Genomic DNA, 15954 nt, shown 5'->3' on the forward strand with positions numbered 1-15954 from the left:
AAGCGGGCCACAGGAATAAGGGCCCTTGCGCGCCCGTGCGAACAACCTCTTGAGCTGCGCCCTGGGCAAAGCGGCAATTATCCCACACCGCCCGGCCGGTTCAGGCTGTCCCCCCCAGGGCGCGAAGCGTTCGGCCCGCCACCATAAGCAAGCGCCATGCGCTCCCGCGTGCTTGCGCGATGGCATTTTCGAGCCAATGCTTGTTCCTATGTCACCTTCGCGGAGCAACGTCATGGACACAAGAAGCGAACTGCAAGCCACTGTGGACGCCCTGACACAAGCGGGCAGAGGGCTGCTGGCAGCCGACGAAAGCGGCCCGACCATCGCCAAGCGGTTCGAACGCATCGGTGTGGAATCGAGCGAGGAGAACCGCCGCGCGTGGCGCAGCCTGCTCTTGTCGGCACCGGGTCTTGGCGAGTTCATCAGCGGCGTGATCCTGTACGAGGAAACCTTGGGCCAGCGCGCCGACGATGGCACGCCGCTGCCGGAACTGGCCGCGCGCCAGGGCATCGTGCCCGGCATCAAGGTGGACAAGGGCAAGATCGCGCTCGCCCTGGCACCCGGGGACGAGGTCACCGAGGGTCTCGACGGGCTGGCCAAGCGGCTTGCCGGCTATCGCCAGCAGGGCGCGCGCTTTGCCAAGTGGCGCGCGGTCTACAACGTGTCGGACAAACTACCGGGATGGGCTGCCGTCCAGGCCAATGCAGAGGCGCTGGCACGCTATGCCGCGATCTGCCAGGAAGCGGGCGTGGTACCCATTGTCGAGCCCGAGGTGCTGATGGATGGCGCGCACTCCATGGCACGTTGCGCCGAGGTCACCGAGGCCGTGCTGCATGCAGTCTTTCATGCCTTGGACCGGCATGCGGTGGTGCTCGAGCACATGCTGCTGAAGCCCAGCATGGTGCTGCCCGGCAAGGACGCCGGGCACGCGGCACCGGCCGAAGTCGCCATGCAGACCGTGCAGGTGCTCAAGCGCACGGTGCCGGCGGCGGTGCCGGGCATCTTCTTCCTGTCCGGCGGCCAGACGCCCACCGAGGCCACCGTCAATCTGGACGCCATGAACCGGCTTGCCCCGCTGCCCTGGCGGCTGTCCTTCTCCTACGGGCGCGCCTTGCAGGAGCCGCCCCTGCTGGCCTGGCGCGGCGACGCCGCCAACGCGGCGCAAGCGCAACGGGCGCTGCTGCAGCGCTCACGGCTGAATGCCATGGCCTGCCTGGGGCAATACGACGCGGCGCAGGAGAACGCTGCGGGCTGAGCTTGCCGATGCGCCTACGCCCCTTCGGCGTAGGCGCGCAGGCCCGAAGCCAGCGCGGCAAACGTCACCGCGCAGCGCGCGCTCTCGCGCAGGTCCTCGTGCATCGCGACCCAGGTATCCATGATCACCGAGAACTGGTTGGGCAGGACCCTGACCAGCCGCGGGTCCCGCGCCGCCAGCGCCGCCTGGCACACGCCGATGCCAAATCCCGCGCGTATCGCGCCCAGTTGTGCCAGGTCGCTATTGGCACGGAAGGCCAGGGTATCGCGCGAGAAGGCTTTGAACCTGGCCTGCAAGCGGCGGATAAAGGCGTTCTCCTGATCGAAGCCGATCACCGCAAAACGGGACAGATCCGCCAGCGACTTCGGCACGCCATGGGATGCCAGATAACTTTCGTGGGCATGCAGGCCCAGTTCGATCCCGCCGACGCGCGTGGCCACCAGCGCTTCCTGCTCCGGCCGGAACATCCGGACCGCAATATCCGCCTCGGGGCGCAGCAGGTCGTCGGCCTGGTTCGACAGCACCAGCTCGATTTCCAGTTCCGGATGCTCGTTGTGCAGCGCCGCCAGTATCGGCGGCAACACTTCGACGCCGATGACTTCGCTTGCCGACAAGCGCACCGTGCCACGCACGCCCGCGCCGTGGCCGCTGGCGACCCGCCGCATTGCCGCAGCCGTCGCGGCAATGCCGGCGGCATAGGGCTTCAGCTCATGCGCCGCGTCGGTCGGCGCGAATCCGTCGAATGAGCGGGTGAACAGCTTCAGCCCAAGGGCGGCTTCGAGACTGTCGATGTGCCGGCCGACGGTCGGCTGCGTCAGGCCCATTGCCCGCCCGGCTGCGGACAGCGAACCGGTCTCCAGCACCTGAAGGAAGGTCCGGTACCACTCCCAGTCTGGTTCGCGCTTGGGCATGCCTATGCATTTATTTATAGTATCCAGCCGATTATAGGCAATTTCCTTTTAGCTTCCGAGCTTGCAGACTGAAGCCGCTTTCAGCACTGGTGCCAACTCAACAGGAGATTCGCCATGTCCAAAGTCGCTCTCTTCGGCGCAGCCGGCGCGATCGGTCAAAGCGTGGCCGCCGCGCTGCGCAGCAAGGGCCAGCCCTATCGCGTGGTCGGCCGCAGCGCGGGCAGCCTGCGCACAGCCTTCGGGACGGATCCGCTCGCCGAGGTCGTCACCTGGAATCCCGATTCGCCCGAGTCGGTGCAAGCCGCCGCCAGCGGCATCGAGACGCTGATCTACATGGTCGGCGTTAATTACTGGCAGTTCCAGCTGCACCCCGAACTGATGCGCAAGACCCTGGACGGCGCCGTGGCCGCTGGCGTCAAGAACTTCATCCTGATCGGCACCGTCTATCCCTACGGCCGGGTCCAGACCGGCAACCCGGTCCGCGAAGACCATCCGCGCGAGCCGCACACCTTCAAGGGCCGCATGCGCAAGGCCCAGGAGGATCTGCTGATGCAGGCCGATGCCTGCGGGCGGATCCGCGCCACGGTGCTGCGGCTGCCTGACTTCTATGGCCCGGGCGTGCAAGCCAGCCTGCTGCACCGCGCCGCGCAGGCGGCGGTGAATGGCGGCACGGCTGACATGATCGGGCCCGTCGACCCGCCGCACGAATTCGTCTATGTGCCCGACGTGGGGCCGGTGGTGGCACGGCTGATCGACACGCCGGCGGCCTTCGGCAAGATCTGGCACCTGGCGGGCGCCGGTGTCGCGACGCAGCGCGAGCTGGTCTCGGAAATGGAACGGCAGACCGGGCGCACGCTGAAGCTGCGCGTCGCGGGCAAGACGATGCTGCGCCTGCTCGGCCTGTTCAACCCGTTCATGCGCGAACTGGTGGAGATGAATTACCTGATGACTGACCCGCTGATCATGGACGACTCGGCGCTGCAGCGGCTGATCGGGCCGATCCGCAAGACGCCCTACGACAAAGGTATCCGCCAGACGCTGGCAGCGGTGCGTTGCTGAGACGCCTCGCTGCCATTTCGCAATGACCGCAGTTCGCCGGACAGCCCTAGGCTGCGTTTCTGGCTCCGTGCCAGCCCGGCATGCTGGAGAACACTTCCGCGTAGGAATGCGAAAAGCCTTCAATCACATTGCCAAAGCAGTCCTCGCAATAGACCAGCTGGTAGGGACGGTCCGGGAGAAAGGTCCAAACCTTCGTGCGCTGCTTGCCGCCGTTGGCGACGATACGCGCTGCCAGCCCTTCAAGATCGGGATCGGTGAAGCACAGGTGGAACACACCCTGGCGCCAGTATGTGAAGGTATCCTCGTGCGGCTCAACCGCCGGCGTGATGAACTGGAACAGCTCTAGTCCGACACCATTGGCGGTGACCAGGTGCGCCTGGTAGGCCTTTTCGAAGCGGGGCCCGAAGATCTCCGCCACTTCCGGCACCCCCGGCGTAAGCTCGATGGTGCGCCGGTAGATTAGCTGGAAGCCGAATACGGCGCCATACCAGGCGATGGCCCGGTCGATATCCGGCACCGTCAGTCCGACATGGTTGAATGCGCGCGGCACGCGCGTCTCGCTGTTGTTGCTGGACATTGTCCTTCCTCCGAAAAAACCTGCTCGTCCTATTACAGCGCGACGGCTTCGCCGCCCCGCTCGCTTGATTGCACGATGGCCTCGAACAACTTGATGTTGTCCACCAGTTCGCCAGCCGTGAATGGGTATTGCCCCAAGCCTGCCACGGCGTCGGCCCACGCCTCGAAGTTGGCCAGCACGGCGTCATTGGCGTCATAGCCGCGTTCCATGGGCGGCACCCCGGTACCGCTGCAATGCGTCAGGCGAGTGGGCAGGCCCTGGTCGACGTTGCCTTGGGATACGATCTCCACCCAGCCCTTGTCACCGAACACAGCGATACGCCCGTGGAACGGCGTGACCGAAAGGAAGCTGATGGTGGCCTGCACACGCGAGCAAAAAGCAATGGTGGCCGTGGTGAAGTCGCGCACGGGCTCCGGGAAGACCAGCGACTCGGTACGCGCCCGTACGCTGCTCGCGCCGCCGGCCAGGGCGACAAGGATGTCGGTGATGTGGATGCCCACCGCCGTCATCATGCCGGCCGGCGCATGCTTCTGGTCCAGGCGCCAGTTTGACGGATCGAGTTTGCGGAACAGGTCATGGCTGACATTGGCCTCCATATGCAGCAGGCGGCCCAGTTCGCCGGCACGCACCATGCGCATCAGCTCGACGATGGCGGGTTCGAAGCGGCGCTCGTGCCCCACCCCGAGCACCTTGCCCTGCCGCGCGCAGGCATCGACGATGCGCTGCGCGCCGTCCGCCGTCATCGCCAGCGGCTTCTCGCAGAAGACATGCTTGCCGGCCTCGAGTGCCGACAACACCTGCTGCTCATGCAGCGAATGCGGGGTGGCGAGGATCACGCCTTCGATATCGCTGCGCCCCAGCACTTCGGCCAGGTCGGCGGCGAGTTCCACGCCCGCCTCGCGCGCGAACTGCCGCCCGTCATCGGTCACCATCGGGTCGATGGCCACGACCACCTTGAACTTGGTACTGTTGCCCAATGAGCGGATGATCTGCTTTCCCCACCACCCCAAACCGGCCACTGCGACTTTCACAATCCGTCTCCTTTGAATGCTGGCCTGCCGGTCAATCGACGCCACGCATGTCGAGGCCGGTCATGCCTACCTGAATGAACGCGCTACGTGGTCAGTGATCTGGTTCAGCGTGCGGCCCGGCGCCGTCGTAGTCGACCTGATACCTGGCGATACGCAGGTCGCCGAGCTCACGCTTGACGCGCTGGTGCTCGGGATGGCTGGCATAGCCCTCGAGCGCGCTGCGCGAGTCGAACTCCGAATACAGAACCACGTCGCAGGCATAGTCGACGCGACTCGAGTCGACGCCGATCTCGATATGCCGCAGGCCGGGAATCCTGCCGCGCAGGCCCTCGAAGGCACCCTTGAGCCGTGCGATAGCATCCCGCTTCTCGCCTTCGTTGTCCCCGCGCAAGTTCCACATCACGATATGTTTGACGATGGGCAAAATGGCCTCCCTGGCTGAAGCGTTGTCTCTCTTTGTTTCTGCGAATGTCCGGCGCCTCAGGCCGCCGGAAAACCCGTCTTTTGCTGCCACATATTGTTGAAGGCGTGAATCGCGCTCGTGGCGTAGACTCCGGCCCGCGTGAACGGCTCTTCGGCCAGCCAGCGACGCGCGGCCCCGATGGACGCAAAGTCGATCACCAGCAGGCTGCCGACCATGGTCTCGCCGTCCTCGGCCAGCAGCGGGCCGGCGAAGGCGATCTGGTTCTCCACGGCGCGCAGGTAGACCTTGTGTTCTGGGCGCACGCGCAGGCGCAGTTCGCCTACGCCGGGCTTGTCGATCAGGTGAAATACGTAAAGCATGGGGCTTGCCTCGTTATCTGTTGGCCTGGGTGGGCTTGACGGGATTGAGCACGAAGTCGTAATCGAGTGTGAAGAAGGGTGTGTCCGACTTGCCGCCGTCGGGCGTCTTGCCCGCTTCATGCCGGACCCAGTCGGCCACCAGCGAGGAGCGCACACCGAACACCGCGTCGGAATCCAGGTATTTATCGCCGTCACGGAACACATGGGTGACCAGCGTCTCGTAGCCGGGCGCCGAAATCATGAAATGCAGGTGCGCCGGGCGCCACGGGTGGCGGCCCATGGCGTCGAGCATGCGCCCGACCGGGCCGTCGTGCGGGATCGGATAGGACTGCGCCACGATGGACCGGAAATGGAAGCACCCGTCCGCGTCGGCGTGCAGCGTGCCACGGCCCTGTGCGCAGCTACGCTCCGGGTCCTGCACATCGTAGAAGCCCTCGGCATCGGCCTGCCAGACTTCCAGCTTCGCGCCGGGCACGACCTCGCCGGTGATGCTCCTAACCTGGCCGCTGACGTAGCAAGGCTCGCCCGTCATGCCGTTGCCCACGTCGGCGCCGAGTTCGTACTCGGGCGCGTCGTCGACATAGAACGGGCCGAACACCGTGGCCTCGGTGCAGCCCAGCGGCTTGCGGTGGTTCTGCGCGGTCACCAGCGTGGACAGGCCGAGCGTGTCCGAGAGCAGGATGAACTCCTGGCGGCTGGGGTTGCAGGTATGGCCCACGTCCGTCAGAAACCGGATGCCGGCGGCCCACTCCTCCTCGGTCAGCCTGATCTCCCTGGCGAACGCGTGCAGGTGCTGGATCAGGCTGGTCATGACCTCCTTGAGGCGGCGGTCCTTCATATCGAGATTGCGAGCCAGTACCGCCTGGGTAATGGTCTCTTCATCGAGATTGCGCATGGTAGTCATTCCTTGATTGCCTGCGAGGCGCTACGCCTTCGCGCCGTCTTCCCAGCGCGGGCAGGTGCGTTTTTCCACGGGCACGTCGAGCGGCTGGTAGTTCGTCTTGTCGACCACCGTGGCAGGGAGAACGATCTCCTGCTTTACCGGCAGGCCGCGCAGCTTGCGGATCGCAGCCATGGTGCCGAGACAGCCCTGGGCGAAGCCGTTGTAATCGCCGGTGGCCAGCATGGTGCCGGCCTTGATGGCGTCAATTGCTTCCTTGGTGCCGTTGATGCCAGAGACGAGCGCCTTGCGGTTGGCACCCTGCAGGGCCTCGATGGCGCCGATCGCCATGGCGTCGTTGGCGGCGAACACCCCATCGATCTGCGGGTAGGACTGCATCAGGTTCTCCATCACCTGCAAGGCCTGCAGGCGCTGGTAGTTGGCCGGCTGCGAGGCCAGCAGCTTGACGCCCGGGAAGGCCTTGAGCGCATCCTGTACGCCGCGCACGCGGTCGACATTGGTCAGCGAGCCTTTGACGCCCTCGAGCAGCACCACATTGCCCTTGCCGCCCATGGCCTTGAACAGGTGGCTGGCGGTCTTCAGGCCAAGCTCGTAGTCGCTGGCGCCCACGAAGGAAACGAAGCTGCCGACATCACTGCGGTCAGTGACGTTGACCACCGGGATATTCGCCGCGTTGATCTTCTTCACGCCCGGACCCATCGCCTTGTAGTCCACCGGCACGAACACCACGGCATCGGACTTCTTGACGATGACGTCCTCGATCTGGCTCATCTGCTCCGGAATGCTGTCCGGCTTGGTCGGGATATAGTGCGTGACCTTTGCATTCATGCTTTTGGCCGCCGCGTCCGCGCCCTGGCGCAGTACCTGGAAGTAGGGGTTGGTCTGGTTCTTGGTAAAGACGGCGATCCTTTCGCCGTCGGCGTGGGCGGCCGGCATGGCCAGCAGGCCGAAGGCCAGCATGGCTGCGATCTGCTTCAGGTTGCGCGCTTGCATGTTCTGTCTCCTTGGTTTTGGGATATCGCCGGCGCGGTACGGGCCGGCGTTGCTGCTGTTCTTCTTATCTGGTGCCAAGCCGGCGGCGCGACAGGGTGTCGAGGAATACCGCCAGCACTACGATGATCCCGGTGACCAGCGGCTGCCAGTTGGCGCTGACGGTCAGCAGGTTCATGCCGTTGAGCACCAGCGTCAGGATGATGGCGCCCACCAGCGTGCCGGATACCCGGCCCACGCCGCCGAACAGCGACGTGCCGCCGATCAGTACCGCGGCAATGGCCGGCAAGGTCAGCGTCTCGCCGATGTCCCCCTCGGCGGAGTTCAGGCGCGCCAGGAACACCAGGCTGGCCAGGCCTGCCATCGCGCCGCTCACCACATAGACCAGCACCAGCCGGCGCGTGACCGGCACGCCCGACAGCCTGGCGGCCACGGGGTTGGCGCCGATGGCGTAGATCTCCTGGCCGTAGGTGGTCTTCTGCGATATCGCGGTGCCCGCCACGAGGAAAGCCAGCATCAGGAAGACCGGGATCGGCACGCCCCACAGGTAGCCGCTGCCGATGGCGCGGAACTCGGGCGCGAAGCCGTGGATGGTTTCGCCGGCCATGAACCAGTAGGTCAGCCCGTGCAGCACCCAGAGCATCCCGTAGGTGGCGATAAAGGGCGGGATGCGCAGCACCGCCACCAGCAGGCCGTTGCCCAGCCCGATCAGCACGCCGCTGCCCAGGCCGACGCCCACGCCCAGCGTCGTCGAGCCGGTGGCCTTCATGACGCTCGCCGCCAGGCAGGCGGACATCGCCACATTGGCTCCAACGGAGAGATCAAGGCCGCCGGTCAGGATCACCAGCGTCAGCCCCGAGGCCAGCAGGAACAACAAGCTGGCCTGTCGCAGCACATTGAGCAGGTTGTTCAGCGTCAGGAAGGCGTCCGACGCCACCGCCAGCGCCGCACACAGCAGGCCGAGCGCAAACAGGCGGTAGGCAAAGGAGCGGGCGTCCGTCGACAACGGGTCCCATGCGGTCACGGCATTCATGCTTTCCCCTTGATGGATTCGATCAGCAACACCACCAGCACGAGCAGCCCGATAGCCGCAACCTGGATCGAGGACTGCACCCCGACCAGGTTCAGGCCGTTGCGCAACACGCCGACGGCCAGCACGCCAAGCACCGTGCCCGGCAGCCAGCCATTGCCGCGATCGAAGGTGGTGCCGCCGACCGCCACCGCTGCGATGGCGTCGAACTCCAGCCCGATCGCCGCCGTCGGGTGGCCGGCGTTCATGCGGGCGGTCAGCAGCAGCGCGGCAATGCCAGCCATCACGCCGCCCAGCGCGTACACCGTGACCAGCCAGCGGTTGATGCGCACGCCGGCGAACTTGAGCGCCTCACGGTTGCCGCCAAGCGCGAACACATAGGCGCCGAAGCGGGTGCGATAGAGCAGCCAGTGAAACAGGCCGTAGAACGCCGCGGCGATCCACAGCGGCACCGGGATGCCGAGCAGCGCCCCCGAGTAAAGCAGCGGAACGGTGTCGCCGATGCCCACCACGCTCTGACCGTCGGTAACCACCAGCGCCAGCCCCTGCGCCACGCCGAGCGTGCCGAGCGTGGCGACGAAGGGAGGAATCCCCAGGCCGGCCACCAGCGCGCCGTTGAGCACGCCGAACAGAAGCCCGATGCCAAGCGCCGCCGCCAGCGCAAGCAACAGCGAGCCGGTCGCCACCATCACCATGGCGAGAGCCACGCCGCACAGCGTGAGGACCGCGCCCATCGACAGGTCCAGCCCTTCCGTCATGATGATCAGCGTCATCGGCAAGGCGATCAGCAGCAGGATGGTGGACTGCGTGCCCACATTGAGCAGGTTGGCCAGGCTCAGGAAGCCGTGGCCGCTGGCGGAAAAAGCCAGCGTCAGCAGCAGCAGGACCCAGACCGAGCCGGGTAGCTTGCCGAGCGCCGGCATCAGCGCCGTCACAAGCGGCAGCGCCCCGGCGCGCGGCAGAGCGCGGGTATCAGGCATATCAGGCATCGTTCATCCCCAGTTGCAAAATGCTCTCCTCGGTCATTTCCCCATGCAGGAGTTGGCCGGCGATGCGGCCTTCGCGCATGACATAGGTCCGGTCGCAGACGTTGACGATCTCCGGCAGCTCGGAGCTGATCAGCAGTACCGCCGCGCCCTCCTTCACCAGGCTGTCGATCAGCGCGAAGATCTCGGCCTTGGCACCCACGTCGATGCCGCGGGTCGGCTCGTCGAAGATAAACAGCCTGGATTCGGCGATCAGCCATTTGCCGATCACGATCTTCTGCTGGTTGCCGCCCGAGAGGAATTGCGCAAGCTGGTCGCCGCCGGGCGTGGCAATACGCAGCCGGCCGATCTCGCGCGTTGCCAGCGTGTCGGCCTTGCCGCTGCGATACCAGTGCGCGGGGAAGGCGCGCCGCAGCCCGGCCAGCAGCAGGTTGTCGCGCACGGTGCGGATCAGGGCCAGCCCCTCGGTCTTGCGGCTCTCCGGGATCAGCGCCGCGCCGAGCGCGCGCGCCTTGTCCGGGCCGCCTTGCATCGGCTTGCCGAAGATGCGGATCTCGCCCTGGCGGATCGGGTCGGCGCCGAACACTGCCCTGGCCACCTCGCTGCGGCCGGAGCCGACCAGCCCCGCCAGGCCGACGATCTCGCCGGCGCGCACCTGCAGATTGATGTCCTCGATACCGTTGTCGGCGCTGACGCGGTGCACCTCCAGCGCGAGTTCTCCAACGGGGCCGCCGCGCGCACGGGTGTAGCTCATATCGACCTTGCGGCCCACCATGCGGGCCACCAGCTCGTCGGGCGTCGCTTCGCCCGGCAGGTAGCTGCCGACCTTGCGGCCGTCGCGCATCACGGTGATGCGGTCGCCCAGCGCGAACACTTCGGCCATGCGGTGCGAGATATAGATCATCGACACGCCCTCGGCCTTGAGCTTGCCGATCACCGCGAACAGCTTCTCGGTCTCGCGGTCCGACAGCGCCGCGGTGGGCTCGTCGAGCACCAGGATGCGGGCGTCCTGCGACAGCGCCTTGGCAATCTCCACCATCTGCTGCTGCGCCACGCCGAGGCGGTGCACGGGCATATGCGTGCTAAGGTCCATGCCGAGGATATCGAGCAGGCGGCGCGCCTCGGCATGCATCCTGGCATGGTCCACCGAGCCCGGCACGCGCCCGCGCGGCTCGCGCCCGAGGAAGATGTTCTGCGCGATATCCAGGTACGGCACCAGCGAGAATTCCTGGAAGATCACGGCGATGCCGAGCCGCATCGTATCGACGGGGCTGGCCACGCGGACGCGCTGCCCCCCGTGGTAGAACTCGCCGGCGTCGGCCACATACACCCCGCACAGCACCTTCATCAGCGATGACTTGCCCGCGCCGTTCTCGCCGAGGAGCATGTGCACCTCGCCAGGGTAGATCGCGAACGACACATCGTCCAGCGCCTTGACGCCCGGAAAGCCCTTGCAGATGCCGCGCATCTCGAACAGGGGGGTCACTTCGGTGATCGCGTTCATGGTCTTCTCTTATGCGTGGGCAGGCTTATGGAGCAGGCGTTCGCCGGACGCGCGCAGCGCCTCCAGCTTCGCCGGCAACCCGTCGACCAGCAGGTGGCCGTGGCGCTTGCGTGCAACGCCGCCGACAAACACGCTGTCGATATTGGCCAGGCTGGCTTGCATCACTACCGCGCTGACCGGGTCGTGCAGCGGCATCATGTTGAGCCGCCGCGCGTCGATCAGCACCAGGTCGGCCTGCTTGCCTGCGGCAAGCGAGCCGATGCGGTCGGCCATGCCAAGCATGCGCGCGCCGGCCACGGTGATCCATTCCAGCGCCTCGCGGCAGCTCACTTCGTGGCTGGCGGCAATCTCGCCCTGCTGCGCGCGGAAGGCGGCATGGTCCAGCGCGCGCTGCACCCCGAGCGCGACGCGCGCGGCGATGAACATCTCGCCGGACAGGACGGATTCGAGATCCACACCCAGTGAAGGCGCTGCGCCCAGCTTGCGCAGCCGGCCCGTGATGGGAAAACCGTGGCCCTGGGTCAGCTCGTTCTCCGGCGTCAGCGAGAAGCTCATGCCCGCGTCGACGAAGCGTGCAAGTTGCGCGTCGCTCAGGTTGTTGCCGTGCACGATATTGATGTGCGGTCCGAGCAGGCCGGCGGCTTCCAGCCGCTCCCAGCCATCGGGCGTGCGCGCGCCGCCGCCGCCCTGGTGCATGCTGGCCAGCAGACCGAACTCGCGCGCCAGGGCAAAGTCGTGCAGCGCCACCTCCATCGTGGAATAATGCGGGCCGAGTATGGCCAGGCCCAGGCTTACCAGGCTGGAGCCCTGCAGCCGCCGCGCAAGGCGCTCGACTTCGCTGCGCGGATGCGGGGTTTCCCAGAACGGCGCAACGCCGGGCCTGGGATCCGGCTTGGGCGAGCCGTGCAGGAAGGCCGCGCGGATTCCGGATTGCTCCAGCGCGTCGAGCGCGGCGTCGCTATGGGCGGGGGTGGGATTGTTGTGGCACCAGTCGACCAGTGTGGTCGTGCCGCAGTCGAGCTGGTTCCACGCGCCGACCAGCGTGGCGACATGGATATCTTCCGGCGCGAAGCGCGTTGCCAGGCCAGCATGCATCTGGCGGAAGTACTCGGTCAACGTCCAGCCGGCGGCCACGCCGCGCAGGGCGCTCTGCCAGGTGTGCATGTGGGCGTTGATAAAGCCGGGCGCCACGATAAAGCCGCGCGCATCGATCTGCTCGGCATCGGGTGCGTCGATATGCGGCGCGATGGCGGCGATGCGCTCGCCCTCGATCAGCAGGTCGCCGATGAACTCGCCATCGGCGGCCTCCATCGTGACGAGCAGCGCCCCGCGAATCAGGGTACGCGTCATACCTTTTGTCTCCTTTGCCTGGTGGCTGGCCCTTGCGGTGCCGCCTACGCATTTCTTTCAGCGGTTCCTTGCCTTGTGCTGGTCAGTACGCTCTGCAAACGTTTGCTGACTGCGCATGGGTTGGAGTCTATACTGGCAAAAAATGAAAAAAAACGGCGAATGAGGAAATCTTCTTTCCACTGCCCGAGAAAGTCAGGCGAACCGGGAAGAAGTGGAGACAAGGCATGGACCGCTGGACCGAAATTGAGTTGTTCGTACAAACCGCCGAACTTGGCAGCATCACCAAGGCCGCCGAAAGCCTGGAGATCTCGAACGCGGCAGCAAGCCGCTACCTGAGTTCCCTGGAGCAAAGGCTGTCCGCGCGGCTGGTCGAGCGCAATACGCGCCGGCTCTTCCTGACGCAGGTGGGCGAGGAATTCCTCAAGCGCTGCAAGGGGGTACTGGCGGAGATGAAAGAGGCCGAGGCCGACGTCAGCGCCACCGTGCTGGAGCCCAGCGGCACGCTGACCATTACGGCCTCGGTGTCTTTCGCGATGAAGCACCTGGCGCCGCTGATGCCGGAGTTCACCGCGCTCTACCCGAAGGTGAACGTCAATATCCTGACCGCCAACCGCTACTACGACATCATGGACAGCGGCATCGACCTGGCGATCCGCACGCGTGAGTTCGAGCCGGACTCCAACCTGACCGTGCGCCGCCTGGCGGAGACGCGACGGGTGCTGGCAGCCTCGCCGCGCTATCTCGACCACAAGGGCACACCGCGCAGCGTGGAAGACCTGGTCAATCACGAGATGATGATCTACGCCTACGCCAACCGGCCCAACGAGCTGGCGTTCACGCGGGGCGACGAGCAACGCGTGGTGACGGTGCGGAGCAAGATGGAGTCCAACGAGGGCCAGGTGCTGCGCGCGGCCGCGCTGGAAGGCATGGGCATCCTGGTGCAGCCCAAGTACATCATCTACGACGACATCGTCGCGGGCCGGCTGATCCCCGTGCTCGACGACTGGGATCTGCCCAGGCTGACGGTCAATATCGCGTTCCAGACCAGGCATCACCTGCCGGCACGGGTGCGCCTGTTCATCGAGTTCCTGGTCAGCCACTTCCAGCGCATGGATTACGAGCGCAAGTGGACCTCGTAGGCCGCCGGGGGCGGCTGGCCTACGGGCACCGGGCATTGACTAGCCAGGCTGCATGCCCGCGGCCAGTCCCGCCGACTTGATCACGGCGGCATAGTCGTGGCCCGCCATACCCTGCGCGGCGGCGCCCTGCAGCATCTGTCCAAGCAACGCGGTCAGTCCCATCGGCACGCGCAGATCCGCGCCGGCGTCGAGGATCAGCCCGACATCCTTGAGCATCTGGTCCACCGTGAAGGTGGGCGTGTAGTCATGCGCGACCAGTTGCGCGGACTTTGCCTTGACGATCGGCGAGGCCACGGCGCTCGCGGTGATCACCTCCCACATGGCGGCCCAGTCCAGGCCGCCCTTCTTGCCCAGCGTCAGCGCTTCGGCCAGCATGCCGCTGGTCAGGCCGATCAGCAGATTGACGACCAGCTTCATCAGGCGCGCCTCCTCGGCCTCGCCAAGATAGAACTGTGCCGGGCCCAGTGCAGCCAGCAGCGGCGTGACACGTTCGTAGGCCTCCTTTGGCCCCGATGCAAGCGTCGTCAGCCGGGCCGCCTCGGCCATGTGGTTATTGCCCGATACGGTCACACGCAGATAGCTGATGTCTCGCGCAGCCAGCGCCGGCGCTGCGGCGGCCGACGTTGGAGGAGATATCGTGCTGGTGTCGATGTAGAGCGCGCCAGGTCTGGCCGCGGCAGCGACCTGGCCGGAAACGGCCGTGAACGCGGCATCGTTTGGCATGGAGCTGAACACCACCTCTGCCTCGGCGACCGCTTCGGCAAGCGACGCCGCAACGGAAAGGCCCGCCTGCTGCGCAGCCGCCACCCGCGCGGGAGCCACGTCGAATACCAGGACCTCATTTCCAGCCGCGGCCAGATGACGTGCCATCGGCAAGCCAATCTTGCCAGTTCCGATAAAGCCAATCTTCATGGTCTCTCTCCAGTTTCTCGTGTGTGAACTTGCATTCATGGGTTCATGCCGGACGCACGCCGTCATAGGCGGCCTGCAGCAGAGCCCGGATCGGGTCGCGCTCGATCGGGCGGGGATTCCAGTAGGGGTTGGCCAGGGCGATGTCGGTGGCGCGCTCGAGGTCTTGCTCGCGCATGCCGATATCGCGCAGAGCGACCGGTGTGCCATGGCGCGCGGCCAGGTCGAACAATGCCGCTGGCGCCGAAACCCCGGTCGCGCCGGTGGCCCGCTGAATGCGTGCCATCGCCTCCGGTGCTGCCGCCGCGTTATACGCCATGGCATGGGGCAGCACGATGGCGTGGGTCTCGGCATGCGGCAGGTTAAAGCTGCCGCCCAGCGTGTGGCACAGCTTGTGATGGAGCGCCATACCGACGCTGCCGAGCACGGTGCCACACAGCCACGCGCCGTACAGGCACTGCGCGCGCGCGTCGAGATCGGCCGGTTCACGAAAGACCGCGGGGATGCCGGCGGCGAGCGCCCGGATGCCCTCCTCTGCCATCAGCGACATCACCGGGTTGGCGTCGCGGGCATATAGTCCTTCGGCGGCATGGGCGATCGCGTTCAGGCCGCTAGTCACGGTCAGCCCGACGGGCAGCCCGACCGTCAGTGCCGGATCGTAGATGACGGTGCGTGGCAGCACGCGCGGATCGCGGCCCGTCTTCTTCAGGCCTGCCTCCGTGAGTCCGTAGATGGGCGTCATCTCCGAGCCGGCGTAACTGGTCGGAATAGCCAGGATCGGCATGCCGGTTTCCAGCGCAATGGCCTTGCCCAGTCCGGTAGTCGAACCGCCGCCGATGGCCACCACGCAATCGGCGCCGGCCGCACGGGCACGTGCCACCGCCTCGCGGGCGCTCTCAACCGGCACGTGCATGACGGCGCCCGGGAAGATGCCGGCCGACAGCGAGTCCAGCAAGTCGGAAATGCGCTGGGCCTCGGCAACCTGGTTGGGCGTGCAGAGCACCAGGGCGCGCCTGGCGCCGAGGTGCCCGACCTCGTCTGCAACCTGGTCCGACGTCCCGGCGCCGAACACGACGCGGACCGCATGCGCCTCATGGATGAATGGTTGCGACGATTGCATGGCTTCCTTCAGGTCTTGGTACGGATCAGCAGAACGCTATCTTTCCGTGCGCAGAAAGGAAATAGTCCGTCCGGAAAACACTCTTCAACAATGCGGAAGAATTGCCTGGCAGAACGAAGCCGTGGCGGTTGAGCGTGTCTTCGGTCGACTTGGAGTTGTTGTGGCCCGGGGGCAGGCCCAGGTTAACCCTGGGTGCCGCCGCGCAGTCCGATGCGGATGTGAGCGCCGAGGTGGCGCCGCCGCTGGCCGATCTGCGCACCGCCGAGCACCTGGACGCCCGCGTGGCCGAAGTGGCGCAGCAACTGGTCGCCGGCCGGCGCGTGCTGGCGGAGCTGAAAGAAGCCGCCTAAGAAGCCTGCCAAAGGTGCCGTTTCCCGCATACGCCAAGGCTCACGAATATGAGCTCGCT

The 15954-nt window shown here is 66.2% G+C and carries 17 protein-coding genes; 4 read left to right on the plus strand and 13 right to left on the minus strand.

The features are described from left to right. Positions 1–232: 232 nt before the first annotated feature. Entirely contained in the window at positions 233–1255 is a 1023-nt protein-coding gene (locus ACW4E8_RS19740) for a class I fructose-bisphosphate aldolase (RefSeq protein ID WP_456806066.1), read from the plus strand. A gap of 14 nt (positions 1256–1269) precedes the next feature. Here ACW4E8_RS19740 and ACW4E8_RS19745 read toward each other — a convergent pair whose 3' ends face one another. Next, positions 1270–2166 carry a LysR family transcriptional regulator gene (locus ACW4E8_RS19745; protein WP_456806067.1) on the minus strand — a complete coding sequence of 299 codons (897 nt, stop codon included), beginning with the start codon at positions 2164–2166 and terminating at the stop codon, positions 1270–1272. A 114-nt stretch (positions 2167–2280) separates the two neighbouring features. Here ACW4E8_RS19745 and ACW4E8_RS19750 point away from each other — a divergent pair, with 114 nt between their 5' ends. Continuing rightward, entirely contained in the window at positions 2281–3225 is a 945-nt protein-coding gene (locus ACW4E8_RS19750) for an NAD-dependent epimerase/dehydratase family protein (protein WP_456806068.1), read from the plus strand. 46 nt (positions 3226–3271) lie between these two features. Here ACW4E8_RS19750 and ACW4E8_RS19755 read toward each other — a convergent pair whose 3' ends face one another. The 10 genes from ACW4E8_RS19755 to ACW4E8_RS19800 form a co-directional block, all read right to left on the minus strand. Further along, a complete protein-coding gene (locus ACW4E8_RS19755) occupies positions 3272–3802 on the minus strand; it encodes a VOC family protein (protein WP_114135193.1) in 531 nt (176 codons plus the stop codon). Positions 3803–3834: 32 nt separating this feature from the next. After that, positions 3835–4833: a Gfo/Idh/MocA family protein gene (locus ACW4E8_RS19760; RefSeq protein ID WP_456806069.1), complete on the minus strand. Its 999-nt coding sequence runs from the start codon at positions 4831–4833 to the stop codon at positions 3835–3837. Between the two features lie 91 nt (positions 4834–4924). After that, the gene (locus ACW4E8_RS19765; protein ID WP_114135191.1) at positions 4925–5257 is read right to left on the minus strand and encodes a Dabb family protein; all 333 of its coding nucleotides are present in this window, start codon (positions 5255–5257) and stop codon (positions 4925–4927) included. Positions 5258–5313: 56 nt separating this feature from the next. Continuing rightward, positions 5314–5616 carry a YciI family protein gene (locus ACW4E8_RS19770; RefSeq protein WP_114135190.1) on the minus strand — a complete coding sequence of 101 codons (303 nt, stop codon included), beginning with the start codon at positions 5614–5616 and terminating at the stop codon, positions 5314–5316. A 13-nt stretch (positions 5617–5629) separates the two neighbouring features. Then, positions 5630–6511 carry an intradiol ring-cleavage dioxygenase gene (locus tag ACW4E8_RS19775; RefSeq protein ID WP_456806070.1) on the minus strand — a complete coding sequence of 294 codons (882 nt, stop codon included), beginning with the start codon at positions 6509–6511 and terminating at the stop codon, positions 5630–5632. Between the two features lie 30 nt (positions 6512–6541). Then, positions 6542–7510, minus strand: a complete 969-nt coding sequence (locus tag ACW4E8_RS19780; RefSeq protein ID WP_456806071.1) for a sugar ABC transporter substrate-binding protein — start codon at positions 7508–7510, stop codon at positions 6542–6544. A gap of 64 nt (positions 7511–7574) precedes the next feature. Continuing rightward, positions 7575–8540 carry an ABC transporter permease gene (locus ACW4E8_RS19785; RefSeq protein ID WP_456806072.1) on the minus strand — a complete coding sequence of 322 codons (966 nt, stop codon included), beginning with the start codon at positions 8538–8540 and terminating at the stop codon, positions 7575–7577. After that, positions 8537–9517 (minus strand): ABC transporter permease, encoded by a 981-nt coding sequence (locus ACW4E8_RS19790; protein ID WP_456806073.1) that lies wholly within the window; start codon positions 9515–9517, stop codon positions 8537–8539. Before ACW4E8_RS19790 ends, ACW4E8_RS19785 begins: the two co-directional genes overlap by 4 nt. A 1-nt stretch (position 9518) precedes the next feature. Next, on the minus strand, positions 9519–11027 hold the full coding sequence (locus ACW4E8_RS19795; protein WP_456806074.1) for a sugar ABC transporter ATP-binding protein: 1509 nt from the start codon (positions 11025–11027) through the stop codon (positions 9519–9521). 9 nt (positions 11028–11036) lie between these two features. Continuing rightward, positions 11037–12377 (minus strand): amidohydrolase family protein, encoded by a 1341-nt coding sequence (locus ACW4E8_RS19800; protein WP_456806075.1) that lies wholly within the window; start codon positions 12375–12377, stop codon positions 11037–11039. A gap of 224 nt (positions 12378–12601) precedes the next feature. On the opposite strand from ACW4E8_RS19800, the gene ACW4E8_RS19805 reads away from it, so the two are divergent. After that, the gene (locus tag ACW4E8_RS19805) at positions 12602–13516 is read left to right on the plus strand and encodes a LysR family transcriptional regulator (RefSeq protein ID WP_456806076.1); all 915 of its coding nucleotides are present in this window, start codon (positions 12602–12604) and stop codon (positions 13514–13516) included. A gap of 39 nt (positions 13517–13555) precedes the next feature. Here ACW4E8_RS19805 and ACW4E8_RS19810 read toward each other — a convergent pair whose 3' ends face one another. Both ACW4E8_RS19810 and ACW4E8_RS19815 read right to left on the minus strand, forming a co-directional pair. Then, complete coding sequence (locus ACW4E8_RS19810) at positions 13556–14494, minus strand: NAD(P)-dependent oxidoreductase (RefSeq protein ID WP_456806077.1); 939 nt, start codon at positions 14492–14494, stop codon at positions 13556–13558. Beyond that, positions 14472–15545, minus strand: coding sequence for a maleylacetate reductase (locus tag ACW4E8_RS19815; protein WP_456806078.1), 1074 nt, complete (start codon positions 15543–15545; stop codon positions 14472–14474). Before ACW4E8_RS19815 ends, ACW4E8_RS19810 begins: the two co-directional genes overlap by 23 nt. 134 nt (positions 15546–15679) lie before the next feature. On the opposite strand from ACW4E8_RS19815, the gene ACW4E8_RS19820 reads away from it, so the two are divergent. Continuing rightward, on the plus strand, positions 15680–15895 hold the full coding sequence (locus ACW4E8_RS19820) for a hypothetical protein (protein ID WP_456806079.1): 216 nt from the start codon (positions 15680–15682) through the stop codon (positions 15893–15895). The last annotated feature ends 59 nt before the right edge of the window (positions 15896–15954 follow it).

Source organism: Cupriavidus sp. CP313, from assembly GCF_054072015.1.

What these genes read in the sequence shown, in the direction of transcription:
- ACW4E8_RS19740 (WP_456806066.1), top strand. Translation starts at nt 233, where the DNA reads ATGGACACAAGAAGCGAACTGCAAGCCACTGTGGACGCCCTGACACAA.
- ACW4E8_RS19745 (WP_456806067.1), bottom strand. Translation starts at nt 2,166, where the DNA reads ATGCCCAAGCGCGAACCAGACTGGGAGTGGTACCGGACCTTCCTTCAG.
- ACW4E8_RS19750 (WP_456806068.1), top strand. Translation starts at nt 2,281, where the DNA reads ATGTCCAAAGTCGCTCTCTTCGGCGCAGCCGGCGCGATCGGTCAAAGC.
- ACW4E8_RS19755 (WP_114135193.1), bottom strand. Translation starts at nt 3,802, where the DNA reads ATGTCCAGCAACAACAGCGAGACGCGCGTGCCGCGCGCATTCAACCAT.
- ACW4E8_RS19770 (WP_114135190.1), bottom strand. Translation starts at nt 5,616, where the DNA reads ATGCTTTACGTATTTCACCTGATCGACAAGCCCGGCGTAGGCGAACTG.
- ACW4E8_RS19775 (WP_456806070.1), bottom strand. Translation starts at nt 6,511, where the DNA reads ATGCGCAATCTCGATGAAGAGACCATTACCCAGGCGGTACTGGCTCGC.
- ACW4E8_RS19780 (WP_456806071.1), bottom strand. Translation starts at nt 7,510, where the DNA reads ATGCAAGCGCGCAACCTGAAGCAGATCGCAGCCATGCTGGCCTTCGGC.
- ACW4E8_RS19785 (WP_456806072.1), bottom strand. Translation starts at nt 8,540, where the DNA reads ATGAATGCCGTGACCGCATGGGACCCGTTGTCGACGGACGCCCGCTCC.
- ACW4E8_RS19790 (WP_456806073.1), bottom strand. Translation starts at nt 9,517, where the DNA reads ATGCCTGATACCCGCGCTCTGCCGCGCGCCGGGGCGCTGCCGCTTGTG.
- ACW4E8_RS19795 (WP_456806074.1), bottom strand. Translation starts at nt 11,027, where the DNA reads ATGAACGCGATCACCGAAGTGACCCCCCTGTTCGAGATGCGCGGCATC.
- ACW4E8_RS19800 (WP_456806075.1), bottom strand. Translation starts at nt 12,377, where the DNA reads ATGACGCGTACCCTGATTCGCGGGGCGCTGCTCGTCACGATGGAGGCC.
- ACW4E8_RS19805 (WP_456806076.1), top strand. Translation starts at nt 12,602, where the DNA reads ATGGACCGCTGGACCGAAATTGAGTTGTTCGTACAAACCGCCGAACTT.
- ACW4E8_RS19810 (WP_456806077.1), bottom strand. Translation starts at nt 14,494, where the DNA reads ATGACGGCGTGCGTCCGGCATGAACCCATGAATGCAAGTTCACACACG.
- ACW4E8_RS19815 (WP_456806078.1), bottom strand. Translation starts at nt 15,545, where the DNA reads ATGCAATCGTCGCAACCATTCATCCATGAGGCGCATGCGGTCCGCGTC.